The organism is Thiohalophilus sp., assembly GCF_034522235.1.
Lineage (GTDB): Bacteria > Pseudomonadota > Gammaproteobacteria > UBA6429 > Thiohalophilaceae > Thiohalophilus.
Map to the genome: position 1 here is coordinate 778,269 of NZ_JAXHLN010000003.1, position 18,216 is coordinate 796,484.

At 53.8% G+C, this 18,216-nt stretch carries 20 protein-coding genes, 1 tRNA gene and 2 pseudogenes; 12 read left to right on the forward strand and 11 right to left on the reverse strand.

What is annotated here, in order from left to right:
• The first annotated feature begins 186 nt into the window (after positions 1–186).
• Positions 187–1,278 carry a redox-regulated ATPase YchF gene (gene ychF / locus U5J94_RS06725; RefSeq protein WP_322564872.1) on the forward strand — a complete coding sequence of 364 codons (1,092 nt, stop codon included), beginning with the start codon at positions 187–189 and terminating at the stop codon, positions 1,276–1,278.
• Between the two features lie 286 nt (positions 1,279–1,564).
• A tRNA-Met gene (locus U5J94_RS06730) sits at positions 1,565–1,641 on the forward strand.
• A gap of 223 nt (positions 1,642–1,864) precedes the next feature.
• Here the strand turns inward: U5J94_RS06730 and U5J94_RS06735 are convergent.
• The 7 genes from U5J94_RS06735 to U5J94_RS06755 all read right to left on the reverse strand — a co-directional run bounded on the left by U5J94_RS06735 (position 1,865) and on the right by U5J94_RS06755 (position 5,284).
• Positions 1,865–2,383 (reverse strand): GNAT family N-acetyltransferase, encoded by a 519-nt coding sequence (locus U5J94_RS06735; protein ID WP_322564873.1) that lies wholly within the window; start codon positions 2,381–2,383, stop codon positions 1,865–1,867.
• A complete protein-coding gene (locus U5J94_RS06740) occupies positions 2,380–2,661 on the reverse strand; it encodes a DUF1778 domain-containing protein (RefSeq protein ID WP_322564874.1) in 282 nt (93 codons plus the stop codon). The genes U5J94_RS06735 and U5J94_RS06740 overlap by 4 nt, the downstream gene beginning before the upstream one ends.
• Before the next feature lie 138 nt (positions 2,662–2,799).
• On the reverse strand, positions 2,800–3,243 hold the full coding sequence (locus tag U5J94_RS06745; protein ID WP_416224199.1) for an ISL3 family transposase: 444 nt from the start codon (positions 3,241–3,243) through the stop codon (positions 2,800–2,802).
• A complete protein-coding gene (locus tag U5J94_RS15270) occupies positions 3,215–3,289 on the reverse strand; it encodes a hypothetical protein (protein ID WP_416224200.1) in 75 nt (24 codons plus the stop codon). Before U5J94_RS15270 ends, U5J94_RS06745 begins: the two co-directional genes overlap by 29 nt.
• 6 nt (positions 3,290–3,295) lie before the next feature.
• Positions 3,296–3,484 carry a hypothetical protein gene (locus U5J94_RS15275; RefSeq protein ID WP_416224157.1) on the reverse strand — a complete coding sequence of 63 codons (189 nt, stop codon included), beginning with the start codon at positions 3,482–3,484 and terminating at the stop codon, positions 3,296–3,298.
• Between the two features lie 287 nt (positions 3,485–3,771).
• Complete coding sequence (locus tag U5J94_RS06750) at positions 3,772–5,010, reverse strand: type II toxin-antitoxin system HipA family toxin (protein ID WP_322564875.1); 1,239 nt, start codon at positions 5,008–5,010, stop codon at positions 3,772–3,774.
• Positions 5,003–5,284 (reverse strand): hypothetical protein, encoded by a 282-nt coding sequence (locus tag U5J94_RS06755; RefSeq protein WP_322564876.1) that lies wholly within the window; start codon positions 5,282–5,284, stop codon positions 5,003–5,005. Before U5J94_RS06755 ends, U5J94_RS06750 begins: the two co-directional genes overlap by 8 nt.
• A 539-nt stretch (positions 5,285–5,823) precedes the next feature.
• Here U5J94_RS06755 and U5J94_RS06760 point away from each other — a divergent pair.
• On the forward strand, positions 5,824–7,461 hold the full coding sequence (locus tag U5J94_RS06760) for a putative bifunctional diguanylate cyclase/phosphodiesterase (protein WP_322564877.1): 1,638 nt from the start codon (positions 5,824–5,826) through the stop codon (positions 7,459–7,461).
• Between the two features lie 17 nt (positions 7,462–7,478).
• Here the strand turns inward: U5J94_RS06760 and U5J94_RS06765 are convergent, their stop codons facing one another.
• Both U5J94_RS06765 and U5J94_RS06770 read right to left on the reverse strand, forming a co-directional pair.
• Entirely contained in the window at positions 7,479–7,676 is a 198-nt protein-coding gene (locus U5J94_RS06765) for a DUF6316 family protein (RefSeq protein ID WP_322564878.1), read from the reverse strand.
• Positions 7,677–7,788: 112 nt separating this feature from the next.
• Positions 7,789–8,094: pseudogene (locus U5J94_RS06770) on the reverse strand (helicase-related protein); the annotation flags it as partial.
• Between the two features lie 59 nt (positions 8,095–8,153).
• On the opposite strand from U5J94_RS06770, the gene U5J94_RS06775 reads away from it, so the two are divergent.
• A complete protein-coding gene (locus U5J94_RS06775; protein WP_322564879.1) occupies positions 8,154–8,555 on the forward strand; it encodes a gamma-glutamylcyclotransferase family protein in 402 nt (133 codons plus the stop codon).
• Positions 8,556–9,109: 554 nt separating this feature from the next.
• On the opposite strand, the gene U5J94_RS06780 is transcribed toward U5J94_RS06775, so the two are convergent.
• Together U5J94_RS06780 and U5J94_RS06785 are read right to left on the reverse strand one after the other, a co-directional pair.
• The gene (locus U5J94_RS06780) at positions 9,110–10,951 is read right to left on the reverse strand and encodes an ABC transporter ATP-binding protein (RefSeq protein WP_322564880.1); all 1,842 of its coding nucleotides are present in this window, start codon (positions 10,949–10,951) and stop codon (positions 9,110–9,112) included.
• A gap of 21 nt (positions 10,952–10,972) precedes the next feature.
• On the reverse strand, positions 10,973–11,524 hold the full coding sequence (locus U5J94_RS06785; protein ID WP_322564881.1) for a hypothetical protein: 552 nt from the start codon (positions 11,522–11,524) through the stop codon (positions 10,973–10,975).
• 99 nt (positions 11,525–11,623) lie between these two features.
• Here U5J94_RS06785 and U5J94_RS06790 point away from each other — a divergent pair, with 99 nt between their 5' ends.
• The 8 genes and pseudogenes from U5J94_RS06790 (at position 11,624) to U5J94_RS06830 (ending at position 18,177) form a co-directional block, all read left to right on the forward strand.
• Positions 11,624–12,043, forward strand: a complete 420-nt coding sequence (locus U5J94_RS06790; protein ID WP_322564882.1) for a DUF6524 family protein — start codon at positions 11,624–11,626, stop codon at positions 12,041–12,043.
• A 30-nt stretch (positions 12,044–12,073) separates the two neighbouring features.
• On the forward strand, positions 12,074–12,667 hold the full coding sequence (locus U5J94_RS06795; RefSeq protein ID WP_322564883.1) for a hypothetical protein: 594 nt from the start codon (positions 12,074–12,076) through the stop codon (positions 12,665–12,667).
• Positions 12,648–13,616, forward strand: a complete 969-nt coding sequence (locus U5J94_RS06800) for a DUF523 and DUF1722 domain-containing protein (protein ID WP_322564884.1) — start codon at positions 12,648–12,650, stop codon at positions 13,614–13,616. The genes U5J94_RS06795 and U5J94_RS06800 overlap by 20 nt, the downstream gene beginning before the upstream one ends.
• A gap of 205 nt (positions 13,617–13,821) precedes the next feature.
• Positions 13,822–14,316: a gamma-glutamylcyclotransferase family protein gene (locus tag U5J94_RS06805; protein WP_322566472.1), complete on the forward strand. Its 495-nt coding sequence runs from the start codon at positions 13,822–13,824 to the stop codon at positions 14,314–14,316.
• A 130-nt stretch (positions 14,317–14,446) separates the two neighbouring features.
• Complete coding sequence (locus U5J94_RS06810) at positions 14,447–15,160, forward strand: flavodoxin family protein (RefSeq protein WP_322564885.1); 714 nt, start codon at positions 14,447–14,449, stop codon at positions 15,158–15,160.
• A gap of 222 nt (positions 15,161–15,382) precedes the next feature.
• On the forward strand, positions 15,383–16,621 hold the full coding sequence (locus tag U5J94_RS06815) for an EAL domain-containing protein (protein WP_322564886.1): 1,239 nt from the start codon (positions 15,383–15,385) through the stop codon (positions 16,619–16,621).
• Positions 16,622–16,778: 157 nt separating this feature from the next.
• Positions 16,779–17,629: pseudogene (locus U5J94_RS06820) on the forward strand (REP-associated tyrosine transposase).
• A gap of 293 nt (positions 17,630–17,922) precedes the next feature.
• Positions 17,923–18,177 (forward strand): carboxymuconolactone decarboxylase family protein, encoded by a 255-nt coding sequence (locus U5J94_RS06830; protein ID WP_322564889.1) that lies wholly within the window; start codon positions 17,923–17,925, stop codon positions 18,175–18,177.
• Positions 18,178–18,216 lie beyond the last annotated feature (39 nt).

The following is an 18,216-nucleotide window of genomic DNA, read 5'->3' on the forward strand; positions in this document are numbered from 1 at the left end:
ACCCAACGCAAAGGCGCAGGGAGACAATGTTGAATGTTGAATGTTGAATGTTGAATGTTGAATGTTGAATTTTAAATTATGAATTAAGGTCACGGGCTTTAATTCATAATTCAAAACTTAAAATTCAAAATTGGTTCATGCCTTTGCGCCTCTGCGTTAAATAATTTCATCAGAACAGGAACGAATATGGGATTCAAGTGCGGTATTGTCGGTCTGCCCAACGTCGGCAAGTCGACGTTGTTCAATGCGCTGACCAGGGCGGGAATTCAGGCGGAGAACTATCCGTTTTGCACTATCGATCCCAATGTGGGCGTCGTGCCGGTACCGGATCCGCGGCTGGATAAACTGGCGGAGATCGTCAAGCCGCAAAAAGTGCTGCCCACTACCATGGAGTTTGTTGATATCGCCGGCCTGGTGGAAGGCGCCTCCAAGGGGGAAGGGCTGGGCAACAAGTTTCTGGCCAATATTCGCGAGACCGATGCCATCGCGCATGTGGTGCGCTGTTTCGAGAACGATGATGTGGTGCACGTGGCCGGCAAGGTCGATCCGATCAACGATATCGAGATCATCAATACCGAACTGGCGCTGGCCGACATGGAGTCGGTGGAAAAGGCCCTGAACCGACTGGGCAAGATGGCCAAATCCGGCGACAAGGAAGCCAAAGCAAAAGTCGCGGTCCTCGAGAAAGTCAAAGCCGCGCTGGATGAGGGCAAGCCGGTTCGGGCGCTGGATCTGGATGAGGAGCAAAAGAAACTGATCCGGGATCTGTTCCTGCTTAGCATCAAGCCCACCATGTATATCGCCAACGTCAACGACGACGGGTTCGAGAACAATCCCCTGCTGGACAAGGTGCGCGAGCACGCGGCGGCCGAAGGGGCGCCCGTGGTGCCGGTTTGCGCCGCCATCGAGGCGGAGATCGCCGAACTGGATGAGGCCGAAATGGCCGACTTTCTGAGTGAAATGGGGCTGGAAGAGCCGGGCCTGAACCGGGTGATCCGCGCCGGTTATGAATTGCTGGGGCTGCAGAGCTATTTTACCGCCGGCGAGAAAGAAGTCCGCGGCTGGACCGTCAGGGTCGGCGCCACCGCACCGCAGGCCGCCGGGGTGATCCATACCGATTTTCAGAAAGGTTTTATCCGCGCCGAAGTCACCAGCTACGAGGAGTTCGTCAAATACAACGGCGAGGCCGGCGCCAAGGAAGCCGGCCGGCTGCGCCTGGAAGGCAAGGAGTACATCGTCCAGGACGGGGACGTGATGCACTTTCGCTTCAATGTCTGAAGCTGGCAACTGACTGATTTTATTTGAAGATTTTGAGCCGAATGGCCCTCGGACGAGCAAGGCTGGCTTGACATCCCGGCCACAAATGCCGACAATGCGCGGCTCCCGTGGGCCCGTCCGGGCCGGCAAGATATATGGCTACGTAGCTCAGCTGGTTAGAGCACATCACTCATAAGGAACGGGTCATCGCCGGAAGGAAGCAGAGAATCCAGTCGGACTGTTCTCTGACGGGGTCAATAATTTTTTGTTATAATTGACCCGTTCACAAATTCCGAATTTGTAAAAAGGCAATGTAGCTCAGTTGGTTAGAGCACATCACTCATAATGATGGGGCCGGTGGTTCGAATCCACCCATTGCCACCATATTCCCAAATCGCGATCTTTTCGGGCTGCCTGAAAACAGCCCGAAAATGCGTCGTGACCATCTCGTGACCATCTCGTGACCATCTCGTGACCATCTCGTGACCATCTCGTGACCATGCCAAATATGCTAAGTTGCTTTTAACGTAAGATATGACCCGTTCCCTGCTCCAATAAAGATATATAGCCTCCTCAAAACCCGGGGCGATTCACGCTTGGCTCGGCTTTAAATCTGTTTGAGGACAGATATCGGGGCGAACAACCGCATAGGGTTGTCGGTGAAAGGCGAAAATAAATCGAAATGGTTGTAGAAATTCAGAGCGTCCTCATCGAGGACATCGATAATGACGCCGACAGCGTTGAGCCCGGTCGTGGTGATATCCACGGATTTCCTGAGTGCTGTGATAAGGGTCTTTTCGCCCAATCCCTGACCGGAATATTTCTGATCAACAGCGAGCCGGGCAAGCAGGATCACAGGAACGGGGTAGTTGGGGAGTTTTTTGTCGAAAGGAATCACTTCAGGCTTAACAGCGGAAGGGGTCAGGGTGTAATAAGCGGCTATCGGGGCTTTGCCGGAGGGTTTATTTTGTTGGACGGTCAGTACCCATGTATTGCTGACGCCAAGTTTCATATTTTTGGCGGCATACCGGCTGATAAAATCGTCAAGGGTTGCTTTGCCGCAGGAAAATCCCTTGACGTTGTGGAGCTTCGAGTCGAGTGGGGTGAAAGACTCGGCGAAGCTCAATTGTACCCCTCGTCATCCAGTCGTTTGGCTGCTTGCATGATACGGGTGCTGGGGCGTTGCTCGGTCTCGTTGCAGATCGCCATGAAGCGGTCAAAATCCGTATTGGGTATCGTCATGACAGAGTGCTGTTCCAGTGTCTTCGGGGCGTTTTCCCGGATCAGGCTGACGATATAATCTGTCATTGAGGCATAACCGGAGACAGCGGTAGCCCGTTCGGCGAGGGTCTTTAATTCAGCCTCGACGCGCATTTCAATACGCTCGGTTCTTTCATGTGCCATTGGCATAGACTCTAAATCATTAAGGTTAGTGTACGGCAATCTGCCGTACAAGAAATTATAGGGCCTGCGCCAGGGAAGTCAAGAATTAGCGGCCCTGAGAATGCAACACAGAATATGTGTGATTATTTTCGAGGGTCTTCACCTATTGTAGTGGGTTCCCATTTCGTATTTTTCGGGCATTAGCGATAGGCCACCAAAATGAAACAGGATGGCGGTTTTAAATCGCGCCCGATTTCGAAAGCCGCGCGCCTTGTCTTTGAGCATTTTGATTTTGCTGTTAATACTCTCCGCCCGGGCATTGGTGCCCTTTAATGTCGCATCGCCCTGTTTCATGCGTTGCCGGTGCTCTTGTTTGCGCACCGCGTCGACGGCCTGGTTGAGATGCCGGTTGACGTGGAATTTATCGAAGGCGATTTTGTCTTCGGCGTCGGGGATATGTTCGAGGGTGGCACGGATATAAGCTGGCCACATGTCCATCGAAATGCTCTGAATTTGCGCCTTTTGGGCGTCGCTCAGCGGGCCATAGAAGTCATTGAGGCTCGCGCCACGGCGGTCATCGGCCACGTGCAGGACATTGGACACGCGGAACATCGGCCTCAACCTGCGTTTTGAACTGGCAGGTATCCAGGTGACGCTAACGACGCCGGCGCTTGTCGTAGCGCGGTGTTGACCTGCTACAGGCCGGGCAATGCAATGGTGTATCCGCGTCGAGCTCAACATGAACCTCGACCGTCTTGTCCGGTTCAATGAATTTGATGCCGCTAACAAACCAGGGCGAGGAGATCCCCAGGATCTTTTCATATAACGTCGTTTCATCCATCATCGATTTAACCTGGCAAACCCACTACAATTGGGGAAGAGCCATAATATTTAACTTTTATTGAGCATCGCGTACGGTGATTCTTGATATTGATATGTGTAATTTTCAAAATCTGCTACATCGAAATTTATTTCTCTAAAGAGTAGTTGTGAGTCTGATTCTATTTTTCTTAGTACAATGAGGTGTATCCTAAAGTCAAAAGTACGACATACCAGTTTAACCCGGTGGCAGGTTGGGTGAGCAGTCTTGAAGAATAGGGTAGGCCCCCGGCATGCGCGGATCAAGGGAGACTAGGTGCAGCGCTTTTTAATGACTTGTTCAACTCGCTGAAGCGCTGGGTATTCACCGAAAGCCATCTCGAATTCCTGACGAACCGGTTCAATTTGTTCGCACAGAGCCGATTGCAATTCCTCGACGAGGGAGAGTAAAAATTTGGGCCGGACATCGCAGTCTTTCGCAAAGGCCTGCCAGTGCGCCTCAGCGATGCGGCTCGGTAAGCGTTCTTTCGCGACGAAGAAACCAAGGCGGGTATCGACCCGCTCAATGGCCCGAGTGCATACCAGGTCGTAGAACGGTGCCAGGCGGGTTTGTCCCGCATTGTCATAGAGCAGTGAAAGATTTTTCGCATGGCCATCGGAATTGCCGGCCAGGACATTGAAAATCTGCCAGCGCAGCAGGTTCAGCGTATCCACAGCCGGTTCGGTTGAAACCTTGCGCAGGAGACTCAAGCACTGAGCAAAAGTTGGGCCCTGGCCATCCTGATACTTGTGCGCCGCGCTGTAGCCCAAAGCCTGACAGAAATCCTCCTGGTGATAGCGGTGTACCTTGTCGTCCGTCCCGAAATAGCGGTCATAACGGGTAATCAGGGCATAATGGGTGTTGAGGGCATGCTGCAGGGAAAGCTCTACGACAGGTAGGCCGACAGCATGGGCTAACCAGCTCGTGAAGACTTCATACGCCGGAAGGTGGCGGTAGTCGGTGATTTCGAATTTGAAAATGTGACTGGAGGGGGCGTTTTCCTGGGGTAGGTAAAACTGGTCATCGCGCAATAGTACCGGACACTTGTCCTGGGCGCCGGCCAGCGAGAGTCGGGGACGATCCTCTTCTGATTCCCCCGCGTAGATTTGTCCACGGCGCAGAATGAGCTTCTCCAGTTGAGCCTCATCGAGCCGACGATAATGATAATCCGAAGTGGGATCCTGGTCATCCGCCAGGATTGACAAGGCGCCGGCACACTCACCACCGATCGCGCGTAACAAATCAAAATCGCTATCTGCGATCTTCAGATCCCGAACAATATGTGCCCGGACATTGCCCTCCGGTAGGAGGTTGGCAAAAAAATGATGAGCTTTGCCCGATTCGGGGGTATGCGGTTCTTCCCTCAAGTGCAGTGACTGAGAGACGGGAAACCCACCACGGCCAATCCAGTCTGTCGCGTAGCGAAATCCCAGGTAGCCAAACTGATTCCGCCAGAGGTACCCGACCAGGTCTTGGTTGTGCCAGACATGCAATGCATCGGGATCAATCATCTGCCGGATCTCCGACGGTACCGGGGTCGGCTTGCCCGGATCCGCGGGGACGAATAATGACTTCCAGGCCCAGGGTCTGCAGCGCCTTTAAGACCTTTCCCAGCTCAGCCGTCTCCTTACCACGCTCGAATTCAGATAAGAAACGGGGATTGATGTTTCCAAGGCCAGAGACAGTATTAATCGTGACACCCTGAGCTTTGCGGTGTGCCCGGGCCACGGCACCAATCTCGCAAGCCGTGTGTACGACGCCATAATGTACTGATTTTTTGCTCATCTCTCTATCCTTATTCCCGTACGGGAAATATATGAGGTTATATGGCGTAATGCAAGCTTATTGTACAGTACGGGAATATTCTGGCTGGAGCAGGGTATTATCTGTAGATTCTTCCCATGCGGGACATTTTCCTGCATGAATACGCCACTGGGCTGCGGCCTCATACAGCGCGATTCAATGCCCGTGATTACGTCTGTCTGAACTCAGCACTCAGAACTAAGTACTAAGAACTCCATTTTCGGTGAAAAATTAATCACCCCCTGTCCGTTAGTATTTGTCGGGCTTGTGTCGGCGTGATGGATGCGGTAACAATAACCTTGTGAGAGGATAAGTTATTTGATCCGGTTTATTTGAATACTTCTAAAACAGTGGCTGCCCGATTTTTGAGCAGATCATCAGGTACCACAGGGAACCTTTTGAGCTTTTCTGTCGTGTAATAAATATAAGTATCTAAGACGCTGCAATCGGGGTTGCGCGCTTGGCATATTAATTATTCATTTTTGCCTGGTTTTTTGTGGGCATCATTAAAAGGTGGGGTCATGGTACTGAAGTACATAACGATCTCCCTGATGGTTGTCGGCCTGGGGTTATTGCTCACCTCGTTACAACCCGTCAGAAAGATCTGCCAGGAAAAAGAGTGTACCGACCTCACCTGGAACTTCATCTTTGCGCTGGTGATGTTATTTATTGCCGGCTATATTGCCCAGCTGGTGATGCTGAGCCGGCTGTCAGTCCCGGGGCTGGCTGAAATGCTGGTCACCGCAGTGTTTTTTGGCGGCAGCCTGTTTGTGCTGTTGATTACCCGAAGCAGTCTTTCCAGTATCGAGTATATTCGCCGTATCTCCGCACTTGAGCTGCATTATGCCTACCATGATCAATTGACCGGCCTGCCGAACCGCAATTTTCTGTATGAGAAAGTGGACGGCCTGATCAAGGAAAATGATCGTCAGCATTTTGAGTTCGCTGTGTTGATGATGGACCTGAATCAATTCAAGGAAATAAACGACTCCATGGGGCATCAGGCCGGCGATAAACTGATCCAGTATGTTGCCACCCGTATCAAGAAAATACTGCGAGTAACCGATACCTTTGTGCGCCTCGGTGGTGATGAATTTGCCGTGCTGTTACCGGGTGCGGATGAAAAAACCGCCAATACGGTGGCCCTGAGCATCGTACAGTTCATGCGTGAACCGTTTGAGGTGGATCGGCGGCAGATACCCATCGGCCTGAGTATCGGGGTGGCTCGCTACCCGGATGACGGCGCCTCGGCCGATATTCTGATCCAGCATGCCGATGTTGCCATGTACCAGGCCAAGGAAAGCGGAACGGGATATGCTTTTTATGATGCCAGCGCGGATCAATACACCAGCGAACGTTTGAATATGCTGTGTAACCTGCGTGATGCAATGGATAATCACGAGATTACACTGCATTATCAGCCAATCGTCGATCTGGGACGCAAAAATGTCTGGGGCGTCGAGGCGCTGGCCCGCTGGCAGCATGCCGAGCTGGGCATGGTCATGCCCGGTGAATTCATTCCTCTGGCGGTGCAATCGAATCTGATGCGTCCATTGTCACAGTATATACTCCAGGCGGCGATTCAGCAGATGGCGCAGTGGCGGGATGATGATATCGAACTGCGTATGAGTGTGAATCTGTCGATGCATGACATTCAGGATGCCTTGTTGCCGGAAAAGCTGCGCAGCCTGATTGAGCGCTATCGGATCAATCCGGCCAGACTGTTTCTGGAAATTACCGAAAGCAGCGTGATGACCGATTCGCGCAGTGTCCGGATGGTGATTGAGCAGTTACATGAAATGGGGGTGAGTCTGGCGATCGACGATTTCGGGACCGGTTATTCCTCTTTGGCCTATCTCAAACAGATTCCGGCGGATGAAATCAAGATCGATAAATCCTTCGTTCGTGACATGACCCGTGATGACAATGATGCGGTGATTGTCCGGACCACGATCGATCTGGCGCATAACATGGGGCGCCAGGTGATTGCCGAGGGGGTCGAGGATCGCGATGCCTATGACTTGCTGGAGATTCTGCGTTGCGATCTGGCGCAGGGCTATTATATCTGCAAACCCCTCCCGGAGGCCGAATTGCGGCACTGGCTGAAGAGGGGAGGCACGGGCGAAGCCGTTCCCTGGCTATCCCCTAGTCCTGCCTGAGGGTCCGTTACCCGGGATCAGTTGTAGAGGCGCTGATCCAGGGTGTTGATATCCCGAATATAGAGCGTCAGAGCGGCTTCGGCGTCATCCCGACTGTCAAACGGTCCCTGATCCCGGCCTTCCCGGCAGGAGAAATACCAGTTTGAATCGATATTGAAAAACCGCCCGCTGCGAAACGGAACGGCGCCCTGCTCGCCGCGACGATGAGAGTGCATACCTTGTCTCCAGTTCATTGAGTTGACAATCTATAATTTATAGTTGTCGATTGCATGTTCGTCAAATCCGGCGTTCGGGTCAACCGACGATCAGAACCCGTGCTGCATCCAGCACCGGCTGCGTCTGGCCGATCCGATCCAGCCGGCCGATACGCTGCTCGAGCAGATCGGGATGGCCCGGCAGATCAAACATCAGCAGGTGATGGGCAAACTGAAAATTGCGACCCTCGCTGCCGATCTCCGAGCAGACCAGCAGCCGGGCACCCTGTTCCGGATCGGTAAAATAGGCGGCGGCCCGATCGCGTTCGATAATGGACAGATATTCATGAAACACCGCACTGCGCAGACCGATCCGCTCGCGCAGGTACTTGTCCAGCACCTGCGCGCTATCGGCATGGGCACAGATAAGCAGAAACTTCTCGGTGGATTACCTTAAAATTGAGGTGTTATCCGCAAAGTGGTTGAAAAGGTTATTTTATGTCCGCGCATCTGTTTACTTACGGAACCCTCGAACTGCCGGAGGTCTTTGCGGCAATTACCGGCCGGAAAATCACAGGGTTAGCGGCGAAGTTACCCGGCTATGCCCGTTACCGCCTGCAGGGCGAAGTCTATCCCGGTATTGTCGCGATGCCGGGGGAATCACTTCAGGGGACGTTATACCCCGATCTGGATGCAGCGGCGCATAAAAAAATCGATCACTATGAGGACACCTGCTACGAAAAGCGCGAGGTCACGGTCCAGCTTGACGACGGTCGGGAACTGGCAGCACTGGCTTACGTGATTCCGGATGAGAAAAGCCGCCTGCTCTCCTCCCAGCGCTGGGATCGGCAGAAGTTTATCGAACAACACCTGGAAAACTTCCTGCGTTATATTCGTTAGGCTGGATTTTTATAAGAGCTTCACCACGAAGGCACGAAGGCACGAAGAAAAAATTGATATACTTCGAGACTTCGTGTCTTCGTGGTAAAAACTGCCAACTCTCTACACAATCCCTGTGGGAGCGGGCTTCGACCGCGACGGTGCCAGATTCGGCAGTCGCGCCCGTGGGGCGCTCCTACAGACTCACTATTCAGCCGTAGGTCACATTGGCGAAGCCTATGTGACGAATCCCGGTCTACGCTGCCGGGTTTAAATTCAACATTCAAAATTCATCATTTAAAATTTCTCTGCCAACTGCCAACTGCCAACTGCCAACTGCCAACTGCCAACTGCCAACTGCCAACTCTCGACACAATCCCTGTGGGAGCGGGCTTTGACCGCGACGGTGCCAGATTCGGCAGTCGCGCCCGTGGGGCGCTCCTACAGACTCACTATTCAGCCGTAGGTCACATTGGCGAAGCCTATGTGACGAATCCCGGTCTACGCTGCCGGGTTTAAATTCAACATTCAAAATTCATCATTTAAAATTTCTCTTCCAACTGCCAACTCCGATTTTATGCCTGTTTTCCGTATAGCCGTTGATACAGCCCGCCGGCTTCGATCAACTCGTCGTGCGAACCGTGTTCGATGATATGCCCGTCCTCGAACACATAGACCCGATCGGCCTGGCGTACCGCGCTGAGCCGGTGGGCGATGATCAGGGTGGTGCGATCCCGCAACGTGTCATGCAGGGCCCGATGAACCCGGGCTTCGGTTTCGGTATCAAGCGCTGAGGTAGCTTCATCCAGGATAACGATTTTGGGATCGGCCAGGATCATGCGGGCAATGGCGAGGCGTTGTTGCTGACCGCCGGAGAGGCGCACGCCCTGGCGGCCGATCAGGGTGTCCAGTTGCCGTGGCAGTTGTGCCACCGTCTCGGCAAGCTGGGCGATGCCCAGTGCCTGCCATAATTGTTCATCATTCAGTGACTCACCCAGGGTCAGGTTATGGCGCACCGTGTCGTTGAACATGGCCGGATGTTGCAGCACCGTCACCACATTCTCGCGCACCACATCGAGGCCGATGCGGGTTATGGGCACGCCATCGAAATAGAGCATGCCGCTGTCAAAGGGATAAATGCCCAGTACCACCTGCACCAGGGTCGACTTGCCGCCGCCACTGGCACCGACCAGGGCAACCTTTTCGCCGGGTTTGATATCCAGCGATACATGACGCAGGACCGGTTCGTTATCGCCATAGGCGAAGTTGATATCGTCCAGGCGGATCCCGGTGGTGGCTTTATCACGAAACGGGTTCTCGTGATGGGGATAGCGCGGCTCCAGGCGCAGATCGAGCAGGCTGTTGACGCGGGTCAGTGCCGCCTTGGCAGCATAGAACGCGTATTGGAGATTCAACAGCTCCTGTACCGGTGTCATCATGAACCACAGATAACCGAATACCGCCATCATCTGACCGATGCTGAGATCCGAGAACACGACCATTAACATGCCGGTGGCGCGGAAGGTATCAAAGCCGAGTAAAAAGACGCCGAACGAGAGCCGGCTGGCGGCGTCCGATTTCCAGGAGTAATTGGCCGAATGGTTTTTGACCCCCCGTGCCGCGTCGATCACGCGGCCGAGATAATGGCGCTCGCGGTTGCTGGCACGGAGCTGGCGAATCGCATCCAGGGTTTCCACCAGCGATTCCTGAAATACCTCGAAGGCCTTGTTCTCGTGTTTTTTCAGGTTTTTGACTTTCTTGCCCAGGGTCACGGTGAAGTAAATGACCAGCGGGTTGAGAAACAGAATAAACAGGGCCAGTTGCCAGTGCAGCCATAACAGCACCACGGTCACGCCGATCAGGGAGAGTCCTGCGATCAGGGTTTTGCTGACCGACTGGCCGATAAATTCGTCGATGGCATTGAGATCGGTGACAAAGTGCGAGGAGACCGTGCCGCTGCCGAGTGTTTCATACTCGGCCATGGAGATACGCTGCAGGCGTTGCAACAAAACCCGGCGCATGCGATAGACCACATCCTTGGCGACCAGAGTGAACTGCCGTGTCTGCCAGACGGTCAACATGATCGAGCCGAGGCGCAGCATCACTGTTACCAGCAGAATAAACAGAATATAGAGCACCGGTCCGTGCCAGCCTGGCGGGAACCATTGCTGCATGGCGCCGACCAGGGGGCCGGGTTGTTCCAGCAGCACTTCATCCACCAGCAGGGGCATCATCAGCGGGATGGGTACACTGGCCATGACCGCAAGAACGGCGATAATGTTGGCCTTGATCAGTTCCCGCTTGTGGCGCAACACCTCAGTGAACAGATAGGGCCAGCCGTAGCCCCGTGGCGGCGTTGATGAGATCGGCTCATCAGCGGGGATCGGGCTGGCATCTGTTTCGACGGAGGGGGGCATGGCGTGAACAGTTCCCGCCGTTTACTGGGGCGAGAGCTGGTTCAGTTCATCGAGAATATTCAGCACCAGCTGTTCCCCGCTGGGGCCCATCCCCTTGCAGAGTACCTTCGGATCGCGTTCGCCCTGTAACAGGTGGTTGATAATACCGCCCAGCTGGCGCATGTCACCGGGCACCTGGATCATGTATTCGGCCATGTTACCCAGTGCCTGCAGGGCTTCCTGGTCACCGTGGCTGGCCGCGTGGATCATGTGCGCCAGCCCGGGGGCGGCGACCGTGGCATCGGCCTGGACCGAGGCATCGGGCAGGGTTTCGGGGTTTTGCAGCCCCTGCAGGATCGCCTCGATGATCACCCGATCTTCCTCATCCAGGTTCAGCAGCAGCGCTTCGTCACGCTGCCCCTGCAGAATCGTCTCGATGCGCCCGACCAGATCGTGCCAGCCCTGTTCCCGGGCCATTTGCAGCATCGGCTCCAGCCGCTCGCGTTCTTCGGCATTGATACAGGCCTTGACCGTCTGCTGGATGAGCGGTGCGTGGGTTTGTCGAATCTGCTGATCGCGTTCTGATATACTCATTGATACTACCTCTGACAACAACAGGGTGTATTGTTTCCAATATCGGGGTCGGAATCAAATCGCCGCGCGGCAGGGCGACGATCAGCAAAGGGGAGAAGCATGGCGAGGAAGGAAATTACCTGGGTCGGTGTGGGCTGGCGCTTTCTGGCGGCACTGGTACTGGTGATGAGCACCTATAATCCGGAAGGCTATTCCTTTGTCCACTGGGCGGGCAATACCGCGCAGGGGCCGCTGGCGTTGAAGATTTTTGTCGGTATCGGGCTGATAATCGGCTGGACGATCTTTATCCGCGCCACACTCGGGTCGCTGGGCGGTTTCGGAATGCTGCTGGTGGTGGCGCTGTTTGCTGCCCTGTTGTGGTTGCTGAGGGAATGGGGCGTGATCCCCCGCGGCTCGTTCGAGACGGTCGCCTATATGGTCCTGTTTGTCATCAGCGCCTTGCTGGCGATCGGGATGACCTGGTCGCACATCCGCCGGCGCCTGAGCGGCCAGTTCGATATTGACGACGTGGAGGATTAACGGCGTTGTGCGCTAACCGTTAACAACAACATGGCCAAAAAACCGGAAATCTATGTCAGCGTGGATATCGAGGCCGACGGCCCGATTCCCGGTCCCCATTCGATGCTCAGCATCGGCGCGGTGGCCTATGACGAGGCCGGCGAGGAGATCGCCCATTACAGTGCCAATCTGGATACCCTGGAGGGCGCCGAGGCGCATCACCGCATGGAAGCCTGGTGGCAGCACTTTCCCGAAGCCTGGGCCGCCTGCCGGGAAAATACCCGTCCGCCACAAGCGGTAATGACCGAATTCGCCGACTGGCTTGACGCGCTGCCCGGTAATCCGATCTTCACCGCCTGGCCCGCCACCTGGGACTTCATGTGGATCTACTGGTACCTGATGCGCTTCACCGACCGTCGCGCTTTCGGCGAGCACGGTATCGACATGCGCTCCTATGCCATGGGCATGCGCAGGCGGCCGTTTCGCGAATGCGGCAAACCCTATCTGCCCAACCGCTGGTTCTCCGAACAGGAACATAACCACATCGCCCTGGACGATGCCCGCGAGCAGGGCGAGCTGTTCGTGAATATGCTGCGGGAAAACCTGCTGGGCAAACCGTCCGCTGATGGCAGTGAAAAGCCGTAATCCGACGCATACGATTCGTATCGGTATCAGCAGCTGCCTGCTGGGTCAGGAGGTGCGTTACGACGGCGGGCACAAGCGCAATGTGTACGTGTTAAACAACCTGAGCGAATACTTTGAATTTGTCCCCTACTGCCCGGAAGTGGCCATCGGCATGGGCGTCCCGCGCCCGCCGATCCGGCTGGTGCGCCGCGAAGACGGCGTGCACGCGGTCGGCATTGAAGACCCGACCATGGACAAGACCGGGGCGCTGCGCGACTACGCCTTCGAGGTCGCCGGCCAGCTGCAACAGATCTCCGGCTATATACTAAAGAAAGACTCGCCCAGCTGTGGCATGGAGCGGGTGCGGGTGTTCGATCACAACAACGTTCCCGCCAAAACCGGCAGCGGGATCTATGCCGAAACCCTGATGCAGTGTCAGCCCAACCTGCCGTTCGAGGAAGAGGGGCGACTGATGGACCCCGTGTTACGCGAGAATTTTATCGAGCGGGTGTTTATCTATTACCGCTGGCAACAGCTGCTGCAAGCCGGCCTGAGCCCCTCGGCACTGGTCGACTTCCATTCGCGGCACAAATTCAACGTGCTGGCCCACGACGAACCCGCCTACCGCCGCCTGGGCCGGCTGGTCGCCGACGCCGGCAAGGAGCACCTGCACTCACTGGCTGGCAGCTACATCGACATCCTGATGCAGGCCCTGAAAATTCCCGCCACGCGCAAGCGGCATACCAACGTACTGATGCATGTCATGGGCTACCTGAAAAACTCGCTGGACGGCGACGACAAACAGGAACTGCTCGAAGTCCTGGAAAAATACCGCCTCGGCCAGGTCCCCCTGATCGTGCCCATCACCCTGCTCAAACACCACCTGCGCCGACATCCCCAGCCCTACATCGACCAGCAGTATTACATGAACCCCTATCCCGAAGAGCTGATGCTACGCAACAGCCTGTAAGTGATTAACCACCAGGACACGATATTCACCACCAAGACGCCAAGGCACCAAGAAAAATAATGTTTACAAGCCTTTACCGTGTTGAACTGTCTACAAACACTTCCTGAATAAGTCTTTGACAGAATAAATATTAACTTTGTGTCTTGGCGTCTTGGTGGTGAGATTTTGAATATATAATCCTGTACGGCAAGGAGAAAAAAGATTGATGTATTACTTCGCCTACGGTTCCAACATGTCAACCCGGCGTATTCAGGCCAGGGCCCCCTCGGCCACGAAGCTGAATACCGCCCGCCTGGAAGGCCACCGGCTGGCATTTCACAAGATCAGCGACAACGACGACACGGCCAAATGCGATGCTTGCGAAACTGGCGATGAGACGGATTGCGTACACGGCGTGGTGTTTACCCTCTCGGAACAGGACAAACCGGCCCTGGACAGGGCGGAGGGGCTGGGACGAGGCTATGCCGAGAAGGTCGTGCGGGTGAGTCTGACCGACGGGGACGTCGTCGAGGCCATCACCTACTACGCCATCCGCATCGACCCGGGATTGAAACCCCTGGACTGGTACAAATCCCACGTGCTTCGCGGCGCCAGGGAACACGGGCTGCCGGAGGCATATATCCGGGCCATCGAGACAGTCGAGCATATCGAGGATTGCGATGGCGAGCGGCGGGAGCGGGAGCTGGCAATTTACCGCTGAGGTATGCGAGCAATGGCAAAAGGGGGCAAAGAGGCTAAAATATGAGTCAGCATGATCGGTGGTTAAAATAAATCCCGCCGACATCCTTATTTATTCAAGCGATCAAATCCATCTCAACCCAGGATATTTCATGACGATGTCTACGAAACTCAACGCCCTGTTCATCAATACGTCGCTCAAGAAGAAGCCAGAGGATAGCCATACGAGATTACTCCTTAATGTTTCCTCGTCGATCATGGCAAAGCACGGCGTGTCGGTCGAACACTTGCATCTGGCCGAACATGACATACCCCCGGGCGTCTATCCGGATATGACAGAGTACGGATGGGAGACAGACGAATGGCCCGGGATCTGGGAGAAGGTAAAAGCGGCTGAAATTCTGATTGTGGGGACGCCGATTTGGCTGGGGGAGGAAAGTTCGATCTGCCGCATTCTGATCGAGCGCCTGTACGCGATGTCTGCTGAACTCAATGACAAGGGGCAGTCGATCTATTACGGAAAAGTCGGAGGCAGCGTGATCACCGGCAACGAAGATGGAATCAAACACACGGCGATGACCATTGCCTACGCGCTAAATCACCTGGGTTATACCATACCGCCGCAAGCCGATTGCGGGTGGGTCGGCGAGGCAGGTCCTGGCCTCTCGTATGGTGATGCGCAGGAAAACGGTGGACGTGCCGGTTTCGATAATGACTTTACGCAGCGGAATACGACGATCATGACCTGGAATTGCATGCATCTCGCGCGGATGCTCAAGGAGTCTGACGGAATTTCGAACGAAGGCAATAATCGCGAGGCATGGAAAGCCGGAGAACGGTTCGGCTTCGAAAATCCGGATATTTAGGCCCAGAGAAAATTAAAGCGTTTCGGGAAGAGGTGGCAGATTTATTTATCTACTTGTATGAGAGTTGAAATAAATCTGTCATCTTTTTACTGTTGTATGGCCAGGCAGCAGCTAAACTACACGCATATACTGCAGATAAAAAATACCGAAAAGATATAAAAATGACATTCCCGCTGCTATGCTTTCTAGGCAAAACATAAACATGCAGTAAAGGTAAGGAATATGTCGAAGATTTCGAGCGCCCCGATTAGAGATATGATTGCTATTTCGGGAGAGCCTGAAAATTACACATCGAAGGAATTCATCAATCGTCTGCTTACCATTATTCGGCGTCACCTCAAGATGGATGTTGCCTTTATATCGGAACTTGTCGATGGCCGACGATATTTCCGCCATGTTGATGCCAAACAAGGAGAAGACAGGGTTAAGGTTGGCGGGTCGGATCCAGAAGAAGATAGTTATTGTCTGCAGGTCATCGAGGGGCGCCTGCCTGAGTTAATTCAAGACGCTCACGATCTCGAGGAGGCACGGAAACTGGCGGCAACTGAGGATTTTCCTATAGGCGCTCATCTCAGCGTGCCGATAAGGCTTAAAAATGGCCGTATCTACGGTACATTCTGCTGCTTCAGTACTCATCCTGACCATAGCCTCAACGAGCGGGATTTGGCGATGATGCACGCTTTTTCTGAAGTTGCAGCAGAGCAAATTGAACAGGACCTGGAAGAACGAGACAAACATAACGAGATAAAACACCGTATCAGCCGAGTCATTGATAATGAGTTGCTGAATCCCGTGTTTCAGCCAATATACGATATTATAACGAATACGCCGATTGGCTTCGAGTCACTGACGCGATTCAAGGCCGAACCGGCACGAACACCCGATGTCTGGTTTAACGAGGCGGCTCAGGTTGGCCTCGGTGCAGACCTTGAGATCATGGCCTTGCGACGTGTGCTTGCCGAAGCGGAGCGAATTTCACCACATTACTACGTTTCCGTTAACCTTTCGCCACAAACGTTGCTTGATGGTCAGATTGCAGAATTACTCTGTACGCAACCTGATGGGCGCCTGGTGCTTGAATTGACTGAACATGCCGTGGTGGATTGTTATGAGGACCTGGTTGATGCCTTGCTTCCTTTGCGTAACTACGGCGTGCGGCTTGCCGTAGACGATGCCGGGGCAGGATTTGCGAGCTTCCGTCATATCCTGGCTTTGAAGCCCGATATTATCAAACTCGATATAAGTATCACCCGTAATATCGACCGCGACGCCAATAGATGCGAATTGGCGCGTGGTCTCATGGGTTTCGCCCACGCGGTAGGCAGCAAGATCGTGGCAGAAGGTGTAGAAACGGAAGCCGAACTCGACGCCCTGCGTAAAATCGGTATCGACATGGCTCAAGGCTACTTATTAGGTAAGCCGATGAGTGTCTCTGAACTTATAACTAATAACTATCTCTGAGATATATGATTAACCAAACCACCAACGGGGTCCCACCAACGGGGTCAGGTCTTGCCTTTTGCCTTGAAATGGCGATAGAGTTTTCTCAGCACAACATGGTTTGTTGGCTCAGATATATCTGGACTCAAAAATATTTCTTGCACAAGGAGGTGCAGAGATGGCCAGGCCACTACGGATTGAATTTGCCGGTGCGTTATATCACATCACTTCCCGGGGTGATCGTCAGGAGGAGATTTACCTGGATGACGCCGATCGCCAGACTTTTCTTGATATCCTTGCCGACGTCTGCGATCGGTTTAACTGGGCAGTCCATGCCTATTGCCTGATGAGCAATCATTACCATTTATTGGTCGAGACTCCGGATGCGAATCTGGCCTCGGGCATGCGTCAGCTCAACGGGGTGTATACCCAGCGCACTAATCGCCGCCACCACCGGGTCGGGCATGTCTTTCAGGGCCGGTACACGGCCATCATCGTGCAAAAAGAGAACTATTTGCTTGAACTGGCGCGCTACATCGTCCTCAACCCGGTCCGGGCCCGCATGGTACACAGCGCGCAGGAATGGCCCTGGAGCAGCTATCGGGCCACGGCCGGTCAGGTGACGCGCCCCGGCTGGCTGACAACTGACTGGATTCTGGCTGCCTTTGGTACCCGAAAATCGGACGCAATGCATGCCTATCGGACCTTTGTCTTCGAGGGCAAAAATCAACCTTCACCCTGGGCCGATCTAACTAATCAGGTTTTCCTGGGAGATGAAGCCTTTGTTGAAAAACTCCAGCGGAAACTGGAAACGGATAAGATCTGAGCGAAATTCCGACGGCCCAGCGACGACCTGTGCCAAAATCACTGCCGGATTATGAACAACACGCAATGAGCCGTGATGAGGCCATCCGTCTGGCATACGCTAGTGGCGGCTACAGCATGAAGGAAATTGGTGAGTACTTGGGCTTGCATTATTCACGAGTCAGCCGCATCCTGAAAGACGAGCGGGCAAAAGGCAAGACCTGACCCCGTTGCCGTATGGCCTGTGAGTCAATACCGATGATTCTGGAGGAAATGAGATGTCAATGATGAAGGAGTGCACGAGCCAGTGTAAGTGGTGTCCTGTGGTGTGTGTAATTATAGGGATCCTACTGTTTTTTGTCGGGTATACCGTTGAGCCTGAAGTGCTACAAATTATTTGGCTCATCATGACAGGGCTGATGGCCATATGTGGTGTTGTTATGCTCGTGGCCTTTAGAATCATTGGAAGAAGTTGATCTCCGTTCAGGTTTCGGATCTGTATGATGGGAGGAAATCGCATGACACTCTTAAGTGAAAGAGATAAGGAGTTAGTTGCAATTGGGGCAGCTATAGGCAGCAACTGTATTCCCTGTATTGAATACCACATTCCTGCCGCGCAGAAAGCAGGCATTGAAGACCATGAGCTGAACGAAGCAATTGAGATTGCAAACAAGGTCAAAAATGTACCAGCTAAAAAGGTATATGAAGCTGCGTTAGAGATGCTCTCTGGGAAAAGTGACGCTAGTAACAATGGTACGTGTTGTGGCAACTAAGCAGGGACTACAACAAGATGCGTTAACAACAGCATGCAG